The organism is Mycolicibacter sp. MU0102 (assembly GCF_963378105.1).
In the GTDB taxonomy this organism is placed as follows: Bacteria; Actinomycetota; Actinomycetes; order Mycobacteriales; family Mycobacteriaceae; genus Mycobacterium; species Mycobacterium holstebronense.
Map to the genome: position 1 here is coordinate 117,991 of NZ_OY726398.1, position 21,221 is coordinate 139,211.

Consider the following 21,221-nt stretch of genomic DNA (forward strand, 5'->3'; position numbering starts at 1 on the left):
AACCATGAGTTCGGACGCAGCGGTCCCGCCCGCGCCGGAAGGGTTGACCAGCCAGGACTTTCCGGTGCACTGGCCGGTGTTGACCCGCTGGGCCGACAACGACATGTTCGGCCACCTCAACAATGCGGTGTATTACCAACTGTTCGACACCGCGATCAACGGCTGGATCGCCGCGCATGTCGCCATCGACCCGGTCGCGGCGTCGGAGCTGGGAGTGGTCGCCGAATCGGGCTGCCGCTTCCTGGGCGAACTCGCCTTCCCGGACCGGCTCGCGGTGGGGCTGGCCGTCACGCGAGTGGGGCGCAGCAGTGTCACCTATCGGCTCGCGTTATTCCGGGCCCCTGACATCGGAGTTGATGCCGCCGCCGTACCGCTCGCCGCGCTCGGGCACTGGGTGCACGTCTATGTCGACCGCAGCACCCGCAGGCCGGTGCCGATCCCCGACGGTATTCGCGCGCTGTTGGCCACCGCCCAGGTTTAGCTCGGCGGCTGTTTCGCCGGTGGCTATGCTCGGCGGGTGCCGCTCGTGAGCAAGACCGTCGAAGTCGCCGCCGACGCCGCAACGATCATGGGGATCGTGGCCGACTTCGAGGCGTACCCGCAGTGGAATGAAGAGGTCAAAGGGATCTGGGTACTGGCCCGCTACGACGACGGCCGGCCCAGCCAGCTGCGGCTGGATGCGTCCTACTCCGGTTTCGACGGCACCTTCATCCAGGCCGTCTACTACCCCAGTGCCACCCAGATCCAGACCGTGCTGCAGCAGGGCGATCTGTTCAGCAAGCAGGAGCAGCTGTTCTCGGTGGTCGAGATCGGCCCGACCACGTTGCTCACCGTCGACATGAACGTCGAGACGCAGATGTCGGTACCCAAGCCGATGCTCAAGAAGGCGTTCAGCAACGCTCTGGACTATCTGGCTGACAATCTCAAACGGCGCGCCGAAGAACTGGCTTCGGGCTAGCACGAAGCGGGAGACCCGAATTGAGCCACGCAACCGTCGATCCCGCCGAGCAGCCCTACCGGGCGCGTCGACAGAACTGGGTCAACCAGCTGGACCGGCACGCCCTGATGAAACCGGACGCTCCGGCGCTGCGGTTTCTGGGCCAGACCACGACCTGGTCGCAGCTGCGTGATCGCGTTGCTGCGCTGGCCGACGCCCTGAGCCGCCGCGGGGTCCGCGCCGGTGACCGGGTGATGATCCTGATGCTCAACCGCACCGAGTTCGTCGAGTCGGTGCTGGCCGCGAACATGCTGGGCGGCATCGCCGTCCCGGTCAACTTCCGGCTCACCCCACCGGAGATCGCCTACTTGGTCACCGACTGCGAAGCCAGGGTGCTGATCACCGAACCGGCGCTGGTGCCGGTCGCCGCTGGCGTGCGAGAGCTGACCGGACTGCTGGACCACGTGGTGGTGGCCGGCGGTTCAGCGAGTGAGGGCCTGATCGCCTACGAGGACCTGATCAGCGAGACCGGCGAGCCGCACGCGCCGGTCGACATTCCCAACGATTCGCCGGCCTTGATCATGTACACCTCGGGGACCACCGGCCTGCCCAAGGGAGCGGTGCTCACCCACACCAACCTGGTCGGCCAGACGATGACCGCGCTGCACACCGCCGGCACCGGCACCTCCGACGTGGCCTTCATCGGAGTGCCGTTCTTCCATATCGCCGGTGTGGGCAATCTGCTGCCCGGCATGTGGCTGGGCATCCCGACGGTCATCAACCCATTGGGTGCGTTCGACGCCGGCCAACTGCTCGACGTGCTGGCCGCCGAACGGGTCACCGGCATCTTCCTGGTCCCGGCCCAATGGCAGGCGGTCTGCGCCCAACAGCAGGCCAACCCGCGCGACATCCGGTTGCGGACCATGTCGTGGGGCGCGGCGCCGGCCTCCGACGCTCTGCTGCGGCAGATGGCGGAGACGTTCCCCGGCACCAAGATCCTGGCGGCCTTCGGACAGACCGAGATGTCGCCGGTCACCTGCATCCTCCTCGGCGAGGACGCCACCAGAAAGCTCGGTTCGGTCGGCACCGTCATCCCGACCGTCTCCGCCCGGGTCGTCGACGAGCAGATGAACGACGTCGCCGTCGGCGAGGTGGGCGAGATCGTCTACCGGGCGCCCACCTTGATGAGCGGCTACTGGAACAAGCCGGAGGCCACCGCCGAGGCCTTCGCCGGCGGCTGGTTCCATTCCGGCGATTTGGTCCGGATGGACGAAGAGGGCTACGTCTGGGTCGTCGACCGTAAAAAAGACATGATCATTTCCGGCGGCGAGAACGTTTATTGCGCAGAAGTGGAAAACGTTCTGGCCGATCACCCCGACATCGCCGAGGTCGCCGTCATCGGCCGTCCCCACGAGCGCTGGGGCGAGGTTCCGATCGCGGTCGCCGCGCTGTCGCGGACGGGCCTGACCCTGGCCGACCTCGACGATTTCTTGACCCAGCGGCTGGCGCGCTACAAGCACCCGAAGGCGCTCGAGATCGTCGAGGCCCTGCCCCGCAACCCGGCCGGGAAAGTGCTCAAAACCGAACTGCGCATTAACTACGGGACAGCTCAGGGATCCGAGTAGGGCCGGGCCCCAAGCGATGCCGCCCGAAACAGCGATGAGTGAGGTCGCAGCACGTTACTCTCCGGTAGGAAACCCGGGTAGGTTCCGCCCGTTCGATGTTCCTCTCAAGCAGCCATCAGGTATGGTCCGATGGTCGCCAAGGGCACTTCGGGCCGATAAGGTGACGCGGGTCTCGCTGAACGACGGACGGGAGAAGACACTGTGCGACGCGGTTCCTTGCTGAGTCGTGCGGCGGGATTTCTGGTGAGGGGGGTGGTGTGACAGCTCCAGCGCGTCCCCGTGTCGCCGACTTCCTCCGGGATCGAGTGCTGCCGCCGCTGATCATGGTCGGCGGATTCTTCAGAATGTGTGCTCTGACCGCCCGTGCGCTTTTCGTACGGCCGTTCCAATGGCGTGAGACCCTGCAGCAGGGCTGGTTCATCACCAGCGTCGCCATCATTCCGACCATCGCGGTCGCCATTCCGCTGACCGTTCTCCTGGTCTTCACGCTGAATATCCTGTTGGCGCAGTTCGGTGCTGCCGACGTTTCCGGAGCCGGAGCCGGCATCGCCGCGGTCACCCAGCTGGGGCCGCTGGTCACCGTGCTGGTGGTCGCCGGGGCCGGGTCCACCGCGATCTGTGCCGACCTGGGTGCCCGCACCATTCGCGAAGAGATCGACGCGATGGAAGTACTCGGCATCGACCCGATCCATCGACTGGTGGTCCCCCGGGTGATTGCCGCGACCGTGGTGGCCCTGCTCCTCAACGCTCTGGTGATCGTGATCGGTTTGGCCGGAGGCTTCCTCTTCGGTGTTTATCTGCAGAACGTGTCCGGCGGCGCCTACCTGTCTACGTTGACTCTGCTCACCGGGCTGCCCGAGGTGATCATCTCGACGGTGAAAGCCAGTGTGTTCGGACTTATCGCCGGTCTCGTCGGTTGCTACCGCGGCCTTACCGTCCGCGGCGGCTCCAAGGGCCTGGGCACGGCCGTGAACGAAACCGTCGTGCTGTGCGTGCTTGCGTTGTTCGCCGTGAACGTGGTGCTGACCACCATCGGCGTGAAGTTCGGAACGGGGACCTGACATGTCGACATCGACAGTTGTCCGGGGCCGTTTTCCCGGGCTGGTTGCGAACTACCAGCGCTACGTCGGGATGGCTGGCCGCGGGCTCGAAAGGAGCGGTCGGCTCGGCTGGTTCTCGGTGACCGCTCTCCGGCAGATTCCCTGGGCGCTGCGCCGGTACCGCACCGAGACGCTGCGCCTGGTCGCCGAATTGGGCATGGGCACCGGCGCCATGGCCGTGATCGGCGGCACCGTCGCCATCATGGGCTTCGTGATGCTGGCCGGTGGTTCGCTGATCGCGATCCAGGGGTTCACCTCGCTGGGCAACATCGGTGTGGAGACCTACACCGGTTTCGCCGCGGCGCTGGTCAACGTCCGCGTGGTCGGTCCGGTCAACGCCGGTATCGCGTTGGCTGCGACGGTCGGAGCCGGCGCCACTGCCGAACTCGGCGCGATGCGCATCAGCGAGGAGATCGACGCCCTCGAAGTGATGGGCATCAACTCGATCGCCTACCTGGTGTCCACCCGCGTGGTGGCAGGCTTCACCGTGATCATCCCGCTGTACGCGCTCGCGCTGATCATGGCGTTCGCCGCACCGCAGATCGTCACCACGTTGTTCTTCGGGCAGTCGTCGGGCACCTACGACCACTACTTCCGAACGTTCTTGCGGCCAGATGATGTGTTCTGGTCGTTCATCGAGACCATCTTGATCGCCGTGGTGGTCATGGTCACCCACTGCTATTACGGCTTCAACGCCAGTGGCGGTCCGGTCGGTGTCGGTGCCGCAGTGGGACAGTCGATGCGACTGTCCCTGATCACGGTGCCCACAGTCGTGTTGCTCGCAGCGTTGGCGCTCTACGGCGTCGACCCCAACTTCAACCTAACGATGTGACGCGCATGGCAACCGGGAATCAGAACAAAGTGCACAACCCGCCGTTCCGGATCGCGGGCGTGGCGACCTTCGCGGTCCTCGCGCTGATCGCGGGTCTGGTCTACGGCCAGTTCCGCGGGTCCTTCACCAAGACAACGTCGTTGACCATGGTTGCCCCGCGTGCCGGTCTGGTGATGGATCCGGGCGGGCCCGTGACCTACAACGGCGTCCAGATCGGGCGCGTGGCCGCCATCGGGCCGACCGAGTACGAGAACAAGCCGGCTGCCAAGTTCACCCTCGACGTGAACCCCAAGTACCTCAAGCTGATCCCGTCCAACGTCAAAGCCGACATTCTGGCGACCACGCTGTTCGGCAACAAGTACGTGTCGCTGACCGCACCCGAACACCCTGCGCGGGAACGCATCACCAGCAAGAACATCATCGCGACCTCGGTGACGACGGAGCTCAACACGCTGTTCGAGACCATCAACAACCTGTCCGAACACGTCGACCCGATCAAGCTGAACCTGACGCTGCACGCCGCGGCCGAGGCCTTGACCGGGCTGGGCGACAAGCTCGGCGAATCGCTGGTCAACGGCAATGCGATCCTCGACGACGTCAACGCACGGATGCCTTCGTTCCGTCGCGACCTCAAGGGCTTCGCAACCCTGGCCGAGGTCTACGCCGACGGAGCGCCGGATCTGATCGGCTTCTTGGACTCCTCGTCCGTCACCGTCAAGACGATCACCAACCAGCAGAAGGAACTGGACGCCGCGTTGCTGGGCGCCGCCGGGGTGGGCAACCTCGGGGCGGATGTCACCCAGCGGTTCGGACCCTACTTCCGTGCGCAGTTCGCCGACCTGGTCCCGGTGTCGGCACTGCTGGACGAGTACAGCCCGGAGTTGTTCTGCGCCATCCGCAACCTCGCCGAGGGCGCGCCCAAGGTCTACGAATTCCTGGGCGGCGACGGCTACGCGCTCGACACCGTCAGTGAACTGGTCGGACCGGCTAACCCGTACGTCTATCCCGAGAACCTGCCGCGTTACAACGCTCGCGGTGGCCCAGGCGGTGCGCCGGGCTGCTGGCAGGAGATCACCCACGACTTCTGGCCGGCGCCTTACCTGGTGGCCGACACGGGAGTCAGCCAAGCGCCGTACAACCACTTTGATATCGGATCGCCCCTGGCCATTGATTACGTCTGGGGTCGCCAAGTCGGGGATAACACGATTAACCCATGAACATCACCAGAACCGCCCTCAAACTTGGTGCCGTCGGCTCGGTGCTGCTGCTCTTCACGGTCGGCCTCGTCGTGGTCTTCGGGCAGATCCGGTTCGACCGGACGGCCCGCTACTCCGCCGAATTCAGCAACGCCAGCGGCCTGCGGCCGGGGCAGTTCGTCCGCGCCTCCGGCGTGGAGATCGGCAAGGTCAAAAAGGTCCGGCTGGTCGACGGAGGCCGTCGGGCTGTGGTCGACTTCGACGTCGACCGATCACTGCCGCTGTTCCAGTCGACCACCGCGCAGATCCGCTACGACGACCTCATCGGCAACCGCTACATGGAGCTCAAGCGGGGCGAGGGTGAGGGTGCCGACCAGCGGCTGCCCATGGGCGGATTCATTCCTGCCTCCCGTACCGAGCCGGCGCTGGACCTGGACGCGTTGATCGGTGGATTCAAGCCGGTGTTCCGGGCGTTGGACCCGGAGAAGATCAACACCATCGCCTCGACCATCGTCACGGTCTTCCAGGGGCAGGGCGGCACCATCAACGACATCCTGGAGCAGACCGCCCAGTTGACCGCTCACATCGCCGACCGCGATGCGGCCATCGGCGAGGTCGTCAAGAACCTGAACGTGGTGCTGGACACCGCGGTCCGGCATCGCCAGACCTTCGACGAAACGGTCGACAACTTCGACAAGCTGGTCAAGGGTTTGAACAGCCACGCCGACCCGCTGGCGAACGGCACCGCGGAGTTCGGTAACGCCGCAGGCAATCTGGCGGATCTGCTGGCCGACAACCGCACGCAGTTGCACAGCCTGTTCCCGGTGGCGGGCCCGGAGCCGGCAGACCGGCTCAACGACGTCGACGAGCTGCTGCAGAAGATTCCGAAGGCGCTGAAGCTGATCGGCCGCACCGGTGTCTACGGTGACTTCTTCAACTTCTATATCTGCGACGCGACCATCAAGCTTCCCGGCTTGCAGCCGGGCGGACCGGTCCGAAACGTCCGGTTGTGGCAGCAACCGACGGGGAGGTGCACGCCCCAGTGAGGACCCTGGAACCGCCCAACCGGGCACGGATCGGCATCATCGGCGTCGCCACAGTGGCGTTGGTGACGCTGGTGGGGCAGAGCTTCACCACTGCGCCGATGCTCTTCGCCGAACCGAGTTATTTCGGACAGCTCTCCGACACCGGCGGCCTTACCGCCGGTGACAAGGTGCGCATCTCCGGCGTGGACGTCGGCAAGGTCCAAGACCTGTCGATCGAGAATGACCATGTGCTGGTGAAGTTCTCGGTCGGGGCTAACCCGATCGGGAGTGACAGCCTGATCGGGGTCAAGACCGACACGATTCTGGGTCGCAAGGTTCTGTCGATCGAGCCCAAGGGCGAGCGCCGCATTGCGCCGCAGGCCGTCCTGCCGTTGGGCCAGAGCACCACGCCCTACCAGCTCTACGATGCGGTCTTCGACGCCACCAAAGCCGCCTCCGGCTGGGACATCGACACGGTCAAGAAGTCGTTGAAGGTGCTGTCGGAAACGGTCGATGAAACCTACCCGGACTTGAGCGCCGCGCTTGACGGCGTCGCGAAGTTCTCCGACACCATCGGCAAACGCGACGATGAGATCACCCACCTGCTGGCACAGACCAATCAGGTCGCGAGCGTTATCGGTGACCGCAGCAACCAGATCGACGCACTGCTGCGCAACACCCAGACCCTCTCGGCGGCGGTCAACCAGCGCAGCCAGGCGATCTCGGCGTTGCTGGGCAACATCGCCTACTTCGGCGAACAGGTTCAGGGTTTGGTCCGCGACAATCCGGGCCTGGATCTGAGTCATGTGTTCACCGAGGCCTCCAACATCACCGACATGCTGGTGCGGCGCCAAGATGACCTCAGGGAGATGTTCACCATCTTGGGCCGGTACCTGACGATCGTGAACGACGCGATCGCCTCGGGGCCGTACTTCAAGGTCTCGACCCTGAACCTGATCCCGTTCTGGATTCTGCAGCCCTGGGTCGATTCGGCCTTCAAGAAGCGCGGCATCTCGCCGGAGGAGTTCTGGCGTAACGCCGGCCTGCCGGAGTTCCGTTACCCCGACCCGAACGGAACCCGGTTCGCCAACGGCGCGCCGCCGCCTGCTCCGCAGGTGATCGAGGGCACCCCCGAGCACCCCGGGCCGGCCGTCGCACCCGGATCGCCGTGTTCCTACGCACCCGCGGCCGGCATGTTCCCGACCCCGGGCAACCCACTGCCGTGTGCCAACCTGGACCCGAATGATGGCCCGTTCGGACGGAGCGGACCGTACCCGGGCCCGACCGATGTGTTGGTCTCGCCGGCGAACCCGGATGGCCTCCCGGCCTCGCCGGGTATCTCGATCGCGGGACGTCCGGGAGAGACACCGCCGGTGGTTCCCGGCACCCCGGTCCCGATGCCCGACGCCAACCCCGGCGGGCGTTCCGAGCCGATGGGCCCGGTCGCCGGTCCGGCTCCCGCCAACCCGGGAGCGGCACCGCCCCCGGCACCGCGGGCACCCGGTCCGCCGGCTCCGCCCGGACCCGGCAACCAGCTGCCGGCACCGTTCATCACGCCTGGCGAAGGTGGCAACAGCCAGCCCGGTGGCGGCGGTGGCGCAAGAGGGAGTGAGCGGCCGTGAGTACCGTCTTTGATGTTCGCAACCTGCGGCTGCCGGAGCGGTCGCGGTCGACGGTGATCGTCGGGTCGCTGCTGCTGGCGCTGGCCCTGGTGGCCGGCTTCGGGGGAGTGCAGCTCTTCCGCAAGCTGAACAGCACCAGCGTCGTCGCCTACTTCCCGCAGACCGACGCGCTGTACCCCGGTGACGCGGTGCAGATCATGGGTGTCCGGGTGGGCGCGATCGACAAGATCGAGCCGGCCGGCGACAAGATGAAAGTCACCCTGCACTACAACAACAAGTACAAGGTGCCTGCCGACGCCAAGGCGATCATCTTGAACCCGACGCTGGTCGCATCGCGGACCATTCAGTTGGAGCCCCCGTACCGGGGCGGTGCGGTGCTGGCCGATAAGGCGGTCATCCCCGAGGAGCGCACCGAGGTCCCGGTCGAGTGGGACACACTGCGCAACGACGTCACCAACATCATCAACAAGTTGGGCCCGACGGCCGAGCAGCCGAAGGGGCCGATCGGCGACGCCATCGAATCGTTCGCCGACGGGCTCTCCGGCAAGGGCCAGGAGATCAACAAGGCGTTCGACAGCCTGTCCGATGCCCTGACCGCGCTGAACAAGGGCCGCGGGGATTTCTTCGCGGTGGTGCGCAGCCTGTCGTTGTTCGTCAAGGCGTTGGACCACAATGACCAGCAGTTCGTCGCGCTGAACCATGACCTGGCCAAGTTCACCAACAACCTCAACAGCACCGACCAGGCACTGGCAACGGCTACCGACCAGTTCTACGCCACCATGACGATCGTCAAGGCGTTCCTGAACCAGAACGCAAAGCCGTTGACGCACACCATCAACAATGTGGCCGAGGTGACGACGGCGATCACGCAGCCGGATGCACTGGAGGGTTTCGAGACCGCGCTGCACATCCTGCCGAACGTGCTGGCCGGCGTGGACGAGATCTACCACCCGGCGCAGGGCATGGTCCTCGGTTCCCCGGTCATCGTGAACTTCGCGAACCCGATGCAGTTCATCTGCAGCGCGATTCAGGCCGGCAGCCGGCTGGGCTACCAGGACTCCGCGGAGTTGTGCGCGGAATATCTGGCACCGGTGGCCGACGCGATCAAGTTCAACTACCTGCCGTTCGGTATCAACATCTGGACCAACGCCTACACCACGCCGAAGCAGATCGCCTACTCCGAGCCGCGGCTGCAGCCGCCACCGGGGTACAAGGACACCACCGTCCCGGGGATCTGGGTGCCCGACACCCCGACGTCGCACCGCAACACCCAGCCGGGATGGATCACCGCGCCCGGGATGCAGGGTGTGGAGCCCGGTCACGACACCGCGCGACTGCTGACCCCGGAGTCGCTGGCGCAGTTGATGGGTGGCCCCGACCCGGCACCGGTCGACTCGCAGTACCAGACGCCGCCTGGCCCGCCCAACTCGTATGACGAGTCCGCCGGTCCGCTGCCGTTCATCGGCCAGCCGCCTGGGGTGGGGCCGATCGCGCCGCCTCCGCCGGGACCGAACGTGATTCCGGGGCCGGTGGCACCGCTTCCGCCGCGAGGTGATGGCTGATGAGACGGAGGACAGCGATGAACACGGTCAGCCGCCGCGGCTGGCAGGCTCTGGTGCTGCTGATGGCCGCGCTGACGCTGACGTCCTGCAGCAGCTGGCGTGGTATCGCCAACGTGTCGCTGCCGGGCGGTCCGGGTAGTGGCGCCGGTGCCTACACGGTGTACGTCCAGGTGCCGGACACCTTGGCGCTCAACGGCAACAGCCGGGTCCTGGTCGCCGATGTCTTCGTCGGCGCGGTCGAGCGGATTGAGCTCAAGAACTGGGTCGCCACGCTGAAGCTGAAGCTGAACAAGGACGTTCATCTGCCGCGCAACGCCACGGCGAAGATCGGCCAGACCAGCTTGCTGGGTTCGCAGCACATCGAGTTGAAGGCACCGGAGAACCCGGAGGGTGAACTCCGCAACGGCGACACGATCGGACTGAGCAATTCGACGTCGTACCCCACGATCGAGCGGACGCTGGCCGGGCTGGCGCTGCTGCTGCAGCGCGGTGGGTTGTCGGATCTGGACACCATCACCACCGAGTTCGCCGCGCTGTCCAACGGGCGGGCCGACCAGATCCGCGCGTTCCTGACCAAGCTGGACACGTTCATCGGCAACCTCAACGACCAGCGTGAGGACATCACCCGGGCGATCGACTCGAGCAACCGGTTGCTGAGCTACTTCGGTGCGCACAACGACTCCATCGAGAAGGCCCTGACGGACTTCCCGCCGCTGTTCAAATACTTCAACGCGCAGCAGGGGATCTTCATCAACGCCATCGAGGCCTTGGGCGCGATGGGCACTCAGGTCAACACCCAGATCGCACCCGTGCGGTCCGACCTGCACAAGGTCCTGACGTCGTTCCAGTGCCCGGGACGGGAACTGCGCAAGGCGTCGCCGTACCTGCCCGACCTGTTGCAGGTGATGATCACCGCGCCGTACCACGTCGACGGTGCCTTCAAGGCCGTCCGCGGCGACTTCATCAACACCTCGTTGGTGGTCGACCTGACCTACGCGTCCATCGACAATGCGATCCTGACCGGTACCGGTTTCTCCGGAATGCTGCGGGCGTTGGAGCAGTCGTTCGGTCACGACCCGGAGAAGATGATCCCGGATGTTCGGTACACGCCGAACCCGGCTACCGCACCCGGCGGTCCATATGTGGAAAGGGCTGACCGGAATTGCTGAAACCTCAGATCAAGCGACAACTGGTCATTTTCAGCGTCTTGACCGCGGTGGCGCTGCTGGTGTTGGGCGTCTACTACCTGCGTCTGCCGACCCTGGCGGGCCTGGGTCAGTACACGCTGAAGGCGGATTTGCCGGAGGCGGGCGGCCTGTACAAGACCGCCAACGTCACCTACCGCGGCACCATCATCGGCCGGGTTACCGCCGTCGAACCGACCGAAACCGGTGCGCAGGCCACCTTCCAGATCTCCAGCAAGTACAAGATTCCCGTCGACGCGAGTGCCAACGTGCATTCGGTGTCGGCGATCGGTGAGCAGTACCTGGATCTGGTGTCGGCCGATAACCCGAGCCAGTACCTGAAGCAGGGGCAGACCATCACCACGGGCACCGTCCCGTCGGCGATCGGCCCGGCGCTCGACACCGCCAACCGCGGGTTGGCGGCATTGCCGACCGGGAAGATCTCGGCGCTGCTCGACGAGACCGCAACGGCCGTGGGCGGGTTGGGTCCGTCGCTGCAACGCCTCGTGGATGCGACGCAGGCGATCGTCGGCGACTTCAAGACGAACCTCGCCGATGTCGACGACATCGTGGAGAAGTCGGCGCCCATCATCGAGAGTCAGACCAACTCCGGCGACGCTATTCACCAATGGGCGCGCAACCTGAACGTTCTGGCCAGTCAGGCGGCCAGCCGAGACGACACGGTCAAGCACATCATCTCGGATCTGCCGCCGCTGATCGACCAGGTCCACACGGTGTTCAACGACACCAAGGACAGCCTGCCGCAGCTGATGGCCAACATGGCGATCCTGACCGAGATGGCCAAGCGCTACAACCGGAACACCGAGCAGGTCTTGGTCTTCCTTCCCCAGGCCGGCTCGATCATCCAAACGGTGAGCTCGACTTACCCAGGCCGGGCGTCTCTGGGCGTGGCGCTCGGGGCGTTCCCCGGACCGATCTTCCCGGTGCCGGTTCCGGGCCTGAGCCTGAACGCTCCACCGCCGTGTCTGACCGGCTATCTGCCGGCATCGGAGTGGCGGGCGTTCGCCGACACCACCCCCGCGGAGCTGCCGGATGTCTCGTGCCGGATTCCGCAGGACACCCCGGCCAACAACGTTCGCGGTGTGCGCAACATCCCCTGTGTGGACGTGCCCGGTAAGCGGGCTCCCACGCCGAAGGAATGCCGCAGCGACAAACCGTATGTCCCGCTGGGTACCAACCCCTGGTACGGCGACCCGAACCAGATCCGGAACTGCCCGGCGATGGGCGCTCGCTGTGACCAGCCAGTTGAGCCGGGCCACGTGATTCCGGCACCGTCGGTCAACACTGGCCTCAACCCGCTACCCGCGGATATGGTGCCGGGGACGCCTCCGCCGGTCAGTGACCCACTGTCTCGGCCGGGTACCGGTAGCGTTCAGTGCAACGGGCAACAACCCAACCCCTGCATCTACACCCCCGGTGGGGGACCAGCCGCGATCTACAATCCGCAGAGTGGCCAGGCGGTGGGGCCAGACGGCGTCGAATACTCCGTCGAGAACTCGATGAACATAGGAGACGACGCATGGAAGGGGATGCTGGCACCGTTCCGCTGAGCACGGACGAGGACCAGCAGACCGCAGATACCTCGGCTCGCGAAGCTCAGGACGCTGAGGGCATGGCGGCGGAAGCGAATCCGGACGAGTCGACCGACTCGGTGGCGATAGACGCCGGGCCGGCACCGTCGCGTCTCGGCCGGCGCCAGCAGGCGGGTATCTGTGTGCTGTTACTACTGTTTGCAGCCGGCCTGGTGGCCGCGGGCTTCGTTGGTCTAGCTGACCACGCGGCAAGCCAGCAACTGGCCCGCGACAACGCCGAAGCCCTGGAGGCGGCCAAAGCGTGTGTACTCGCGACCCAGGTCCCGGACTCGGGCGATGTGTCACTGTCCCAGGAGAAGATGCTTAACTGCGCGACCGGGGAGTTCCGCACGCAAGCCTCGCTCTACGCACAGATTCTTCCGCCCGCCTATCAGGCGGCAAAGGTCCACGTCGAGCTGACCGAGATGGGTGCGGCGGTGGAGCGCAACAACCCCGACGGCTCGGTCGATATCCTGGTGGCCTTCCGGATCAAGGTCGACAACATCGAGGCCAAGGGCAGAGAAGTCGGATACCGGCTGCGTGTTCAGATGGTCCGCGACGACGGCCAGTATCGGATCGGCAGGCTCGACCAGGTGGCCAAGTGACCGACACAGTGGCCGAGGCGCCGCGTCTCGGGCCGGCCAGGTGGCGCACTCGCGCAACGGCGTTCGCAATCGACCTGCTACCGGGGTCTGCCGTGATGGTGACAATGGGCATGGCTGCCCTGTGTTTCCCGTCCGGTGGCCTGTGGCGGTGGCTCGCGACCATCGTTGGCGCCGTGGCGTTCCTGGCCACCGAGGCCAACCGAATTTTTTTGCCGGCGCTCAAGGGATGGAGCCTGGGCAGCGCGTTCACCGGGATCGAAGTGGTGCGCGCCGGCGAAGGGTCGGGCGCGCCAGCAGGCGTTGGCCGCCTGTTACTGCGTGAGGTCGCGCACCTGCTCGACACCGTGCCGGTTCTCCTGGGCTGGATCTGGCCGCTGCGGGATCGGCGGGGCCGTACTTTCGCCGACGTGCTGGCGCGCACTGAGGTTCGCCCGGCTGAACAGCGGCAACCACCGGCAAACATCCGATCCGTAACGGTGGCGGTGTTCGTGGCCGCGGCTGCCCTGAGCCTCATCGCTGCTGCCACGGCATACTCGGTGGTCTATCAGAATGACCACAAATCGGATCTGGCCCAGGCCGAGGTTGCCCGACAGGGTCCGAAGATCGTGGCGGACATGTTGTCCTATGACCCCGAGACCTTGCAGCAAGACTTCGAACGCGCGCAGTCCTTGGCTACCGAGAAATATCGGCAGCTCCTCGTCCCCCAGCAGGACGCGATCCGCGACGCCAACCCGGTTCCGAACTTCTACCGGGTGACCGACGCCGCGGTGATCAACGCCGTCCCTCATCGCGCCACCATGCTGCTGTTCTTGCAGGGCCAGCGCGGCACACCCGGCAAGGAGCGCCTGATCAGCGCTACCGTCCAGGTGGTATTCGTGCAGACATCGGGAACCTGGCGGGTCGACGACCTCACTGTCGTCAGCAAGCCGCTGCCCGCCGAGGGGGCGAAATGAGCCCGCGTAGCCGCAGGGACGCCCAAGCGCAACCACTCTTCGTCGACCAGCCGGTGCCGCGGCGTCGACGGCTGCCGATCATCATCGCAAGTTCGCTGGTAGTGATCGCTGCGGCCATCGCGGTGTGCGCGATGACGCTGGTGAGCCACGAGCAACACCGCCGGACCGCCCTACGGAACCTCGAGGCGCGAGATGCGGTCACATCGTTCATGACGATGTTCACCTCCCCGGATCCGTTCCACGCCAACGACTACCTCACCAACGTCATGGACCACGCCGCAGGAGACTTCGCCAAGCAGTACCAGGAGAAGGCGAATCAGATCCTGATCGCGGTGGCGCGCAGCGAACCGACCACCGGGACGGTGACCGCGGCCGGTGTTGAACGGTGGAACGACGATGGCAGCGTCAGTCTGCTGGTGGCCGTCGAGAACACCGGTAAGTCGCCGGACGGAAAGCACGATGTCAAGGTGGCAACCCGCTGGCTCGCGACAGCGCAGAAGGAAGGGGACCAGTGGAAGATCAGCAATCTGAACCAGGTGCTGTGACCGACGCGTCCTCCGGGGCAGAGGTCGATCACCCCGCCGAATCGACGGGCGACCTCGAACCGGACGCCGCCACCACTGAGGTGGATGCGGACGCCGAGGCTGAGGCGGAGGCGGAGGCGGAGACCGAGGCGGAGGCGGAGATGGCGGCCGCCAAGCGCCCCGGACGGCGTATCGGTGTGCGCCTTGCGGTTGCGGTCTCGGCCGCGGCGTTCGTGGGCGCCGCCGCGTTCGCGGGTGCCACCGCACAGCCGTATCTCCTCGACCGGGCAGAGGTGGCAACCAAACTGGACATCGCCCGCACCGCGGCCCGCGCGATCCACACGCTGTGGAACTACACCCCGGAAAACATGGACTCCCTTCCGGATCGGGCTTCGGTGTATCTCAGTGGCGACCTGGAAGCCCAGTACCGCAAGTTCATCGACGCCATCGCGGACAGCAACAAGCAGGCGAAGGTCACCGACACCACCGAGATCGTCGGTGCGGCCGTCGAGACCCTCGATGGCCCCGAGGCCACGGTGATCGTCTACACCAACACCACGGCAACCAGTGAACTGAGCAAATCGATCCCGCAGATCAAGTACCTCACCTACCGGCTCTTCATGAAGCGCGACCAGAACCGCTGGGTGGTCACCAGGATGCCCACTATCACCTCGCTGGACCTGACTCCGCGTCTCCAGGGCTGAGCCGGAGCCCATGGCCGTCGCATCGCCGATCTCGCACCGGCGCACCGTGGCGGCCCTACTGCTGCTTACCTTCGCCACGGGCCTGGTCGACGCGGTGAGTGTGTTGGTGCTCGGCCGGGTGTTCGTGGCGAATATGACCGGCAATGCGATCTTCCTGGGGTTCCTGTTCGTTCCCAGCACCGGATTCGACCTGACCGCGGCGATCGTCGCGGTAACGGGATTCCTTCTGGGCGCGGTCATCGGGGGACGGCTGTTCCGGATCTTCGGGGAAAAGCGGCCCCGGCACTGGCTCACGATCGCACTGGGTCTGGAGGCGGCGATGCTGTTGGTGCTGGCCGCACTGGGCGGACTGGGCGTGCTGGACTACTACGGCGCCAGCAAGCTGCTGTTGATCGCGGGACTGGCGATCGCGTTCGGTGTACAGAATTCGAGTGCCCGCCAGTTCGGCATTCAGGAGCTCTACACCACGGTGCTCACCTCAACCATTGTCGGTATCGGGGTGGACAGTCGATTGGCCGGTGGGACCGGCGAACGCGGAAGGCTACGCTACGGCGTCGTTTTCGTGATGATCCTCGGTGCCGTCGTCGGCGCAACGTTGACGCCCATCATGGTGGCGCCGGTCATCGCGTTCGCAGGGATCGTGGTGCTGGCGAGCCTGGCGCTGTTTCGATACGGCTAGCGGGGCGCCGATCAGGACCCGCCGTACTCCGGGCGCAGGATCGAGCTGAGCGCCGAGAGCGGGATGTGCGCCTGAACGTTGCCGCCGTCCATGTACCACTGCATCTGGTTGTACTGGATCGGACTGTCGTGACTGACCGGGTAGTCGGGCATGTAGAGAATCAACTCATCGGGGGTGAGGGCCCACGACCGGTAACCGCCGGAAAAGACCTTGTCGGGCGTGAAGCGCTCCGGGACAAAGGGATAGTCCCCTGGGCGGTGCTCCCAGAACGCCCGGTCCAGTGCCTCGGAGATGTAAGGCTCGCCCAGCTGCGGGATCATCGCCAGCGGGTCGATCCCGGGCTTGGTGATGTCGGCCAATTGCAACTGCCGCCCGCCGGAGCCCATGTCGAACGTGAAAGTCCGGTAGGCGTTGTTGATGTACGGACCGTCGGAGTGGTAGTCCTCGTGAAAGACCGCGGTCAACGCGTTGCCGTGCTGGAAGATCTCGTAGTTCTCGTTTCCCCAGCTGTCGGCGACCATCGAGGCACCTTTACTGCGCCAGTTGGTAAACAACTTCGACAGGTAGTCACGGATCGGGGGACCGGCGATCGGGTGGTCGACCAGATCTCCGGGGACCGCCATCCGGATATAGCGGGTGGCCAGCCGCTCGGAATGCACGTCCGTAGCGCAGTACTGCCCGTCCCAGTTGCCGCCCAGCCCGCTGCAGAACGACGGCGCTGAAGCGCCGGCGACCGGCGCCCCGGACACCGTAGCCACCGCAAGTGTTGCGGCGAGCATGCCCGTCAATAGCCGGGTCGCCCACATAGCCTGCCTCCTAAGGCAATTCGACTTTGCTCGCCAGCCACCGGCCGTCGACCTTCTGCATCGTCATCTTCATTCGGGTCCGATCCACCCGCGGGTCTGGACGCGTGGTGTTCGTGATCGCCTGGTTGACCATCAACAGCACCACGACCGTGTCCTTGGAACCGGACTGCACGGCCGACTCCACCACCGTGCCCTGCGCGGTCGCCTTGTTGTCGATCAGCAGCTGCCGCAGCTGAACGCTGGCCTTGGTATAGGTGTCTTTGAACTCCCCGGTCGCACCGTTGAGCACCGCGGAGAAGTCATCGTCGACCTTGTTGGAGTCGATACTGGTCAAAACCTGGGCATAGTCCACCGCCGCCTGGCGTCCAGCTGCTTCCGCCGCAGAGACCCGATGCTGTTGCCACAACGGCCATCCGAGGCCGATGACCAACCCGAACACGGTGAGATACGTGGCTGCGACAGCCGTGATCGGCCACGGGACCTGACGCTTGCGTGCCGGTGCTACGGCCTTCTCCACGGCGGCGGCCTCGTCCGCCTCCTCGACGGCTTCTGACTCCGGTTCAACCGCGGTGGATTCCACGTCCTCGGGCGTGGTCTCGGCGGTCGGTTCGTCGGCGGTGCTCACCGCGGCATCTCCTTGCGCATCAACGAGGCGGCTCAATCAGCAGGGGCGGACCACCGTAGGGGGTGGGAATCGTGTAGCGGCCCTTAGGCGTCGGGTCGGTGGTCGCCGCCAGGTCCGCACCGGGCGGCGGACCCGCGGTGTCATCGCCCGGTGGGCGGGGCGCGTTGTGGGCGCCGCGCACCAGCACTGACTGGTCGGTGTCACGGCAGTAGCCGTACAGGAACGGCTCGGGGTAGTCCGCCTGAGACGGCGGGCGCCGGGGAGTGCCGTAGTCGCAGGTGTAGCGCGGGTAAATATCGACAGTCGCCCACATCCCGTCCTCGTGGATGGCCGAGCTGAGCGCCTCCACCGTGGAACCGCGGTAATTGGGGAACAGTGCGTTGAGTGCGGGAGTCCGCACGTAGAGCAGCTGGGCCGGGGTGACCAGATTCCCCAGCAGGCCAACCATAGTGTCGGAGTTGTCGTCGAACAGACCGTCCACCGACGACAGCATCCCCGGGCCTTGGTCCACCAGCCGGTGGTAGCCGCCGATCATCGGATTGATGCCCTTGAGCACCTTGTCGAGATTGGCCGATGTCGCAGCCATGCCCTTGTTGACGTCGCTGAGCATGGTCAGCACGACCCGGCTCGACTTGAGCAGGCTTACGGTCTCCGGCAATACCGAATCCAGCGTGGACAGCAGGAACGAGCCGCCGTCGACAATGTCGGTCAGCTTGCGCGGGCCTTCGTCGGAGAGACTGAGTTCCTTCTTGATCAGATCGAGTTTGCGCGGATCGGTCTGGGCCAGCATGCCGTCCGCATCGGCGAGCAACTGCGATATCGGAATCGGAGTCGTCGCGCGGTCCCGGGAGACCACACTGCCGGCGGACAGGAACGGACCGGCGTTCGACGGCGGCTCGAAGTCGATGTATTGCTCGCCGGCAGCCGACAGGCCCGAGACGCGCACCGGGCTGGCGGCGGGAATCTTCACCGTCGAGTTGATATTGGCTACCGCGTCGACGCCCGTCGGCGTGACGCGCAGTGACTCGATGCGGCCCACCGGGACGCCGCGCACCGACACGTCCTGGTTGGTGAGCAGGCCGCCAGAATCGGGCAGTGAAATGGTGATCTGGTAGGTCGATCGTGCCGGGTTGACCCGCAGTGCACCCACCAGCAGGTAGCTCACCGCCACCACCAGGGTCATCGCCAACGCGAGCCCGGACAGCAGGTTCTTCCGTCGGTAGCCGGCGCGGACCAGGGCAACGATCTGGCGACTCAGTGCGTCGATCATGGCGCCGGCCTCGGTCCTGGCAGGCCAGGCTCGACATCGGCCATGTCAGCTTCTGCGGGGGTCGGCGGTATCGGTGGGCCGACCGCCGTCCATGGTGCTTGGCCCATGTCGGTGTCCGGGCCGCGACCCACGACGCGTTCCTGCAGCCGCCACAGCGCGTACTTGATCGAACCGGCCATCTTGGCCCAGTCGTAGCGCTTCGGGCCGTGGAACGCCGGGTCGCCCTTGAATCCGGCGTCGGGCATCGAACCCCACACCAGGCGGTCGATGCTGGCGTGCACCGAGACCCCGGAACCCGCCGTCATCTTGATGAACGGCGCCATCAGCCGGTTCAGGGCGGCCAGGCTGGTGCTGGGATCGGTTGCCACGTCGTTCCACGCGCCGGCGAGAATGTTGGCGTCTTTGATGAAACTGTGTCCGGAATCGTCGGTTCCGGCGATGGACGGGAACCGGGCCAGCTGTCGGCTGGTCGCGCCCAGTTGCTCAACCAGGTCGGCGATCTGGCTGGTGTTGTCCACCAGCGTGTCGGTCGCCGGTCCCGCCGCGTTGAGTACGTCGGTGAGCGCGGCGCTGCGGGAATCGAGCTGGTCGGCGAGCCGGCTGGTTTCGCGCAGTGCGGTCTCGATCTCGCCGGATCGGGCGTTGAGTTTGGCCAGCAGATCGTTGGACTGGTTGATCAGCTTGCCGAACGCCTTGCCCTGGTCGCCGGTCGCCTTCCCGGCGCCGTTGACGATGTTGGTGAAGTTCTGCACGGCACCGCCGTTCACCAACAGCGCCGCCGAGCTCAGCACCGACTCGACGGTGGCGGCCGAGGTGGTCGATTCCAAGCCGATGGAGTCGCCGCCCTTGAGCAGCGGGGCAGCGGGATCGATGGGGGTCGGCGGCTTGATCGCCACGAACACATCACCGAGCGGCGTGGCCGACCGCAGTTCGGCGGTGCTGCCCACCGGAATTCGGACGCCGTCCATGATGCGCAGCGTGGTGACCGCGGTGTAGTTGCGCGCGACCATCGACTCCAGCTGGCCGACGTCGGCGCCGGAAAGCTTCACCTTGGCGTGGCCGGGCAGGTTGAGCGCGTTGGCGAACACCGCGGTGAGCAGATATCCGCCGCTGCCGATACCCGGGGCAGGTAGCGGCAGGCTGTCCAGCCCGCTGGTGCCGCAGCCCGCCGCCGACGAGGCGATGACGGCACTGCACAGCAGGGCCAGCGCAGTCCTCGGTGACCGTTTCAGTCGTGACGTCACGGCTACTGTCCCATCATCGAAAGGCCGTCGAGGACGTAGGTGAGGCCGAAGTCCGGACCGTAGTCCGCCAAGGTTCCGGTGCCGCAACCCAATTGCCGCAGATGCATCATGTTGCACAGTTCCTTGGTGCTTTGGCTGTCGACCAGGATCTTGTCCACCAGGGCGTGCAGGCGGACCGCCCCGTTGTTGGTGTCGACGGCGTTGTAGAGGTTCTCCATCGTCAGCGGCAACACGTTGATGAGCTCTGCCAGGTCGCGCTGCTTCTCGACGAGGGTGGTCACGGCGGTGTCGCCGTTGAGGACGCTCTGCTTGAGGTTGTCGCGGTTGGCCTGCAGCAGCGATGTCGCCTGGGTGACGATCTCGTTGAACTTGCGGCCCGTACGGCCGGTTCCGAAGTCCTCGTTAGCAAGCATCTGACTCAACTGACGTGTGGTGGAACCGAATTGACGCAGCTTCTCGTCGTTGCGGGCCGCCGCGTCCATCAAAGAGCTGAGATTGGTGATGATCGTGGTCAGCTGATCGCCGGTCGCCTCGCCGCGGTCGGAGCTGAGTCGCAATGCCCGGGACAACTCGCTCAGTGCCGATTTGATCTTCTCGCCGTTACCGTCGGCGATGTCGGCGCCGGCGTTGATCACGTCGGCCACCGGACCATTGCCTTTGCCGTCGCCGCCGAGTGACTTGGACACCTTGTCGAGCATGTCCAGCACGCGATCGAACGCCACCGGTGTCCGGGTGCGGTTCAGTCCGATGGTGGTGCGGTCGGCCAACACCGGGCCGCCCGAATACGCCGGGGTCAGCTCGATCTGCCGCGCGGTGAGGATCGAGGTGTTGATGGTGACGGCGTTGACGTCGGCGGGGATCTTCACGCCGCGGTCGACGGTGAATTCGGCCTCGACGTACTCGCCCTTCGGCGTGACCTTTTTGACCTTGCCCACCGGCATGCCGAGCACGGCGACCACATTGCCTTCGTACAGCCCTGCCGCGCTGTCGAATTGAGCGGTGACGGTGATGTGACCACCGAAGGGGTTGAGGTGTGAGCCGGCTACGACGGCGACGATCAGCGCACCGGCGACCAGCGTCGTCACCAGCGCCATGACGCGGCGACGACTTTTTGGCGCGGCCGCCGTCCGGGTTGC

Annotated in this window: 21 protein-coding genes; 16 read left to right on the plus strand and 5 right to left on the minus strand. The window is 65.7% G+C overall.

The features are described 5' to 3' along the window. The first annotated feature begins 4 nt into the window (after positions 1–4). From RCP37_RS00595 to RCP37_RS00670, 16 genes are all read left to right on the plus strand, one after another. Positions 5–481 (plus strand): acyl-CoA thioesterase, encoded by a 477-nt coding sequence (locus RCP37_RS00595; protein ID WP_308485143.1) that lies wholly within the window; start codon positions 5–7, stop codon positions 479–481. 36 nt (positions 482–517) lie between these two features. Further along, positions 518–958 carry an SRPBCC family protein gene (locus RCP37_RS00600; protein WP_024442929.1) on the plus strand — a complete coding sequence of 147 codons (441 nt, stop codon included), beginning with the start codon at positions 518–520 and terminating at the stop codon, positions 956–958. Between the two features lie 20 nt (positions 959–978). Further along, positions 979–2,562, plus strand: a complete 1,584-nt coding sequence (fadD5, locus tag RCP37_RS00605; RefSeq protein ID WP_308485144.1) for a fatty-acid--CoA ligase FadD5 — start codon at positions 979–981, stop codon at positions 2,560–2,562. Positions 2,563–2,885: 323 nt separating this feature from the next. Continuing rightward, a complete protein-coding gene (locus RCP37_RS00610) occupies positions 2,886–3,623 on the plus strand; it encodes an MlaE family ABC transporter permease (RefSeq protein WP_109559839.1) in 738 nt (245 codons plus the stop codon). Between the two features lies 1 nt (position 3,624). Further along, the gene (locus tag RCP37_RS00615; RefSeq protein WP_047320359.1) at positions 3,625–4,494 is read left to right on the plus strand and encodes an ABC transporter permease; all 870 of its coding nucleotides are present in this window, start codon (positions 3,625–3,627) and stop codon (positions 4,492–4,494) included. A 5-nt stretch (positions 4,495–4,499) separates the two neighbouring features. Beyond that, complete coding sequence (locus RCP37_RS00620) at positions 4,500–5,711, plus strand: MCE family protein (RefSeq protein WP_308485145.1); 1,212 nt, start codon at positions 4,500–4,502, stop codon at positions 5,709–5,711. Beyond that, a complete protein-coding gene (locus tag RCP37_RS00625) occupies positions 5,708–6,736 on the plus strand; it encodes an MCE family protein (RefSeq protein ID WP_308485146.1) in 1,029 nt (342 codons plus the stop codon). Before RCP37_RS00620 ends, RCP37_RS00625 begins: the two co-directional genes overlap by 4 nt. Then, positions 6,733–8,337: an MCE family protein gene (locus RCP37_RS00630; RefSeq protein WP_308485147.1), complete on the plus strand. Its 1,605-nt coding sequence runs from the start codon at positions 6,733–6,735 to the stop codon at positions 8,335–8,337. The genes RCP37_RS00625 and RCP37_RS00630 overlap by 4 nt, the downstream gene beginning before the upstream one ends. Continuing rightward, positions 8,334–9,899, plus strand: a complete 1,566-nt coding sequence (locus RCP37_RS00635; protein WP_308485148.1) for an MCE family protein — start codon at positions 8,334–8,336, stop codon at positions 9,897–9,899. Before RCP37_RS00630 ends, RCP37_RS00635 begins: the two co-directional genes overlap by 4 nt. Continuing rightward, a complete protein-coding gene (locus RCP37_RS00640) occupies positions 9,899–11,068 on the plus strand; it encodes an MCE family protein (protein ID WP_308485149.1) in 1,170 nt (389 codons plus the stop codon). The genes RCP37_RS00635 and RCP37_RS00640 overlap by 1 nt, the downstream gene beginning before the upstream one ends. Further along, positions 11,062–12,654 carry an MCE family protein gene (locus RCP37_RS00645; protein ID WP_308485150.1) on the plus strand — a complete coding sequence of 531 codons (1,593 nt, stop codon included), beginning with the start codon at positions 11,062–11,064 and terminating at the stop codon, positions 12,652–12,654. Before RCP37_RS00640 ends, RCP37_RS00645 begins: the two co-directional genes overlap by 7 nt. Then, complete coding sequence (locus RCP37_RS00650) at positions 12,624–13,280, plus strand: Rv1363c family protein (protein WP_046283305.1); 657 nt, start codon at positions 12,624–12,626, stop codon at positions 13,278–13,280. Before RCP37_RS00645 ends, RCP37_RS00650 begins: the two co-directional genes overlap by 31 nt. Then, positions 13,277–14,233: an RDD family protein gene (locus tag RCP37_RS00655; protein WP_373693086.1), complete on the plus strand. Its 957-nt coding sequence runs from the start codon at positions 13,277–13,279 to the stop codon at positions 14,231–14,233. The genes RCP37_RS00650 and RCP37_RS00655 overlap by 4 nt, the downstream gene beginning before the upstream one ends. Beyond that, a complete protein-coding gene (locus RCP37_RS00660; RefSeq protein ID WP_046283303.1) occupies positions 14,230–14,778 on the plus strand; it encodes an Rv1363c family protein in 549 nt (182 codons plus the stop codon). Before RCP37_RS00655 ends, RCP37_RS00660 begins: the two co-directional genes overlap by 4 nt. Beyond that, on the plus strand, positions 14,745–15,461 hold the full coding sequence (locus tag RCP37_RS00665) for a mammalian cell entry protein (protein WP_373693087.1): 717 nt from the start codon (positions 14,745–14,747) through the stop codon (positions 15,459–15,461). Before RCP37_RS00660 ends, RCP37_RS00665 begins: the two co-directional genes overlap by 34 nt. A 10-nt stretch (positions 15,462–15,471) precedes the next feature. Next, positions 15,472–16,140: a YoaK family protein gene (locus RCP37_RS00670; protein WP_308485152.1), complete on the plus strand. Its 669-nt coding sequence runs from the start codon at positions 15,472–15,474 to the stop codon at positions 16,138–16,140. A gap of 11 nt (positions 16,141–16,151) precedes the next feature. On the opposite strand, the gene RCP37_RS00675 is transcribed toward RCP37_RS00670, so the two are convergent. The 5 genes from RCP37_RS00675 to RCP37_RS00695 are packed head-to-tail and all read right to left on the minus strand — an operon-like array spanning position 16,152 to position 21,179. Beyond that, positions 16,152–16,946 carry a mannan-binding family protein gene (locus RCP37_RS00675; RefSeq protein WP_373693088.1) on the minus strand — a complete coding sequence of 265 codons (795 nt, stop codon included), beginning with the start codon at positions 16,944–16,946 and terminating at the stop codon, positions 16,152–16,154. Positions 16,947–16,956: 10 nt separating this feature from the next. Then, positions 16,957–17,571, minus strand: a complete 615-nt coding sequence (locus RCP37_RS00680; protein ID WP_308485153.1) for an Rv1363c family protein — start codon at positions 17,569–17,571, stop codon at positions 16,957–16,959. Positions 17,572–17,590: 19 nt separating this feature from the next. Further along, the gene (locus RCP37_RS00685) at positions 17,591–18,841 is read right to left on the minus strand and encodes an MlaD family protein (protein WP_308485154.1); all 1,251 of its coding nucleotides are present in this window, start codon (positions 18,839–18,841) and stop codon (positions 17,591–17,593) included. After that, complete coding sequence (locus RCP37_RS00690) at positions 18,838–20,073, minus strand: MCE family protein (RefSeq protein ID WP_308487220.1); 1,236 nt, start codon at positions 20,071–20,073, stop codon at positions 18,838–18,840. Before RCP37_RS00690 ends, RCP37_RS00685 begins: the two co-directional genes overlap by 4 nt. Positions 20,074–20,087: 14 nt before the next feature. Next, positions 20,088–21,179, minus strand: a complete 1,092-nt coding sequence (locus tag RCP37_RS00695; protein WP_373693208.1) for an MCE family protein — start codon at positions 21,177–21,179, stop codon at positions 20,088–20,090. Positions 21,180–21,221: the final 42 nt, after the last annotated feature.

Excerpts from the sequence above, each read along its gene's own strand:
- RCP37_RS00595 (WP_308485143.1), top strand. The coding sequence starts at position 5 with ATGAGTTCGGACGCAGCGGTCCCGCCCGCGCCGGAAGGGTTGACCAGC.
- RCP37_RS00610 (WP_109559839.1), top strand. The coding sequence starts at position 2,886 with ATGGTCGGCGGATTCTTCAGAATGTGTGCTCTGACCGCCCGTGCGCTT.
- RCP37_RS00615 (WP_047320359.1), top strand. The coding sequence starts at position 3,625 with ATGTCGACATCGACAGTTGTCCGGGGCCGTTTTCCCGGGCTGGTTGCG.
- RCP37_RS00620 (WP_308485145.1), top strand. The coding sequence starts at position 4,500 with ATGGCAACCGGGAATCAGAACAAAGTGCACAACCCGCCGTTCCGGATC.
- RCP37_RS00625 (WP_308485146.1), top strand. The coding sequence starts at position 5,708 with ATGAACATCACCAGAACCGCCCTCAAACTTGGTGCCGTCGGCTCGGTG.
- RCP37_RS00640 (WP_308485149.1), top strand. The coding sequence starts at position 9,899 with ATGAGACGGAGGACAGCGATGAACACGGTCAGCCGCCGCGGCTGGCAG.
- RCP37_RS00650 (WP_046283305.1), top strand. The coding sequence starts at position 12,624 with ATGGAAGGGGATGCTGGCACCGTTCCGCTGAGCACGGACGAGGACCAG.
- RCP37_RS00660 (WP_046283303.1), top strand. The coding sequence starts at position 14,230 with ATGAGCCCGCGTAGCCGCAGGGACGCCCAAGCGCAACCACTCTTCGTC.
- RCP37_RS00670 (WP_308485152.1), top strand. The coding sequence starts at position 15,472 with ATGGCCGTCGCATCGCCGATCTCGCACCGGCGCACCGTGGCGGCCCTA.
- RCP37_RS00675 (WP_373693088.1), bottom strand. The coding sequence starts at position 16,946 with ATGTGGGCGACCCGGCTATTGACGGGCATGCTCGCCGCAACACTTGCG.
- RCP37_RS00685 (WP_308485154.1), bottom strand. The coding sequence starts at position 18,841 with ATGATCGACGCACTGAGTCGCCAGATCGTTGCCCTGGTCCGCGCCGGC.
- RCP37_RS00695 (WP_373693208.1), bottom strand. The coding sequence starts at position 21,179 with ATGGCGCTGGTGACGACGCTGGTCGCCGGTGCGCTGATCGTCGCCGTC.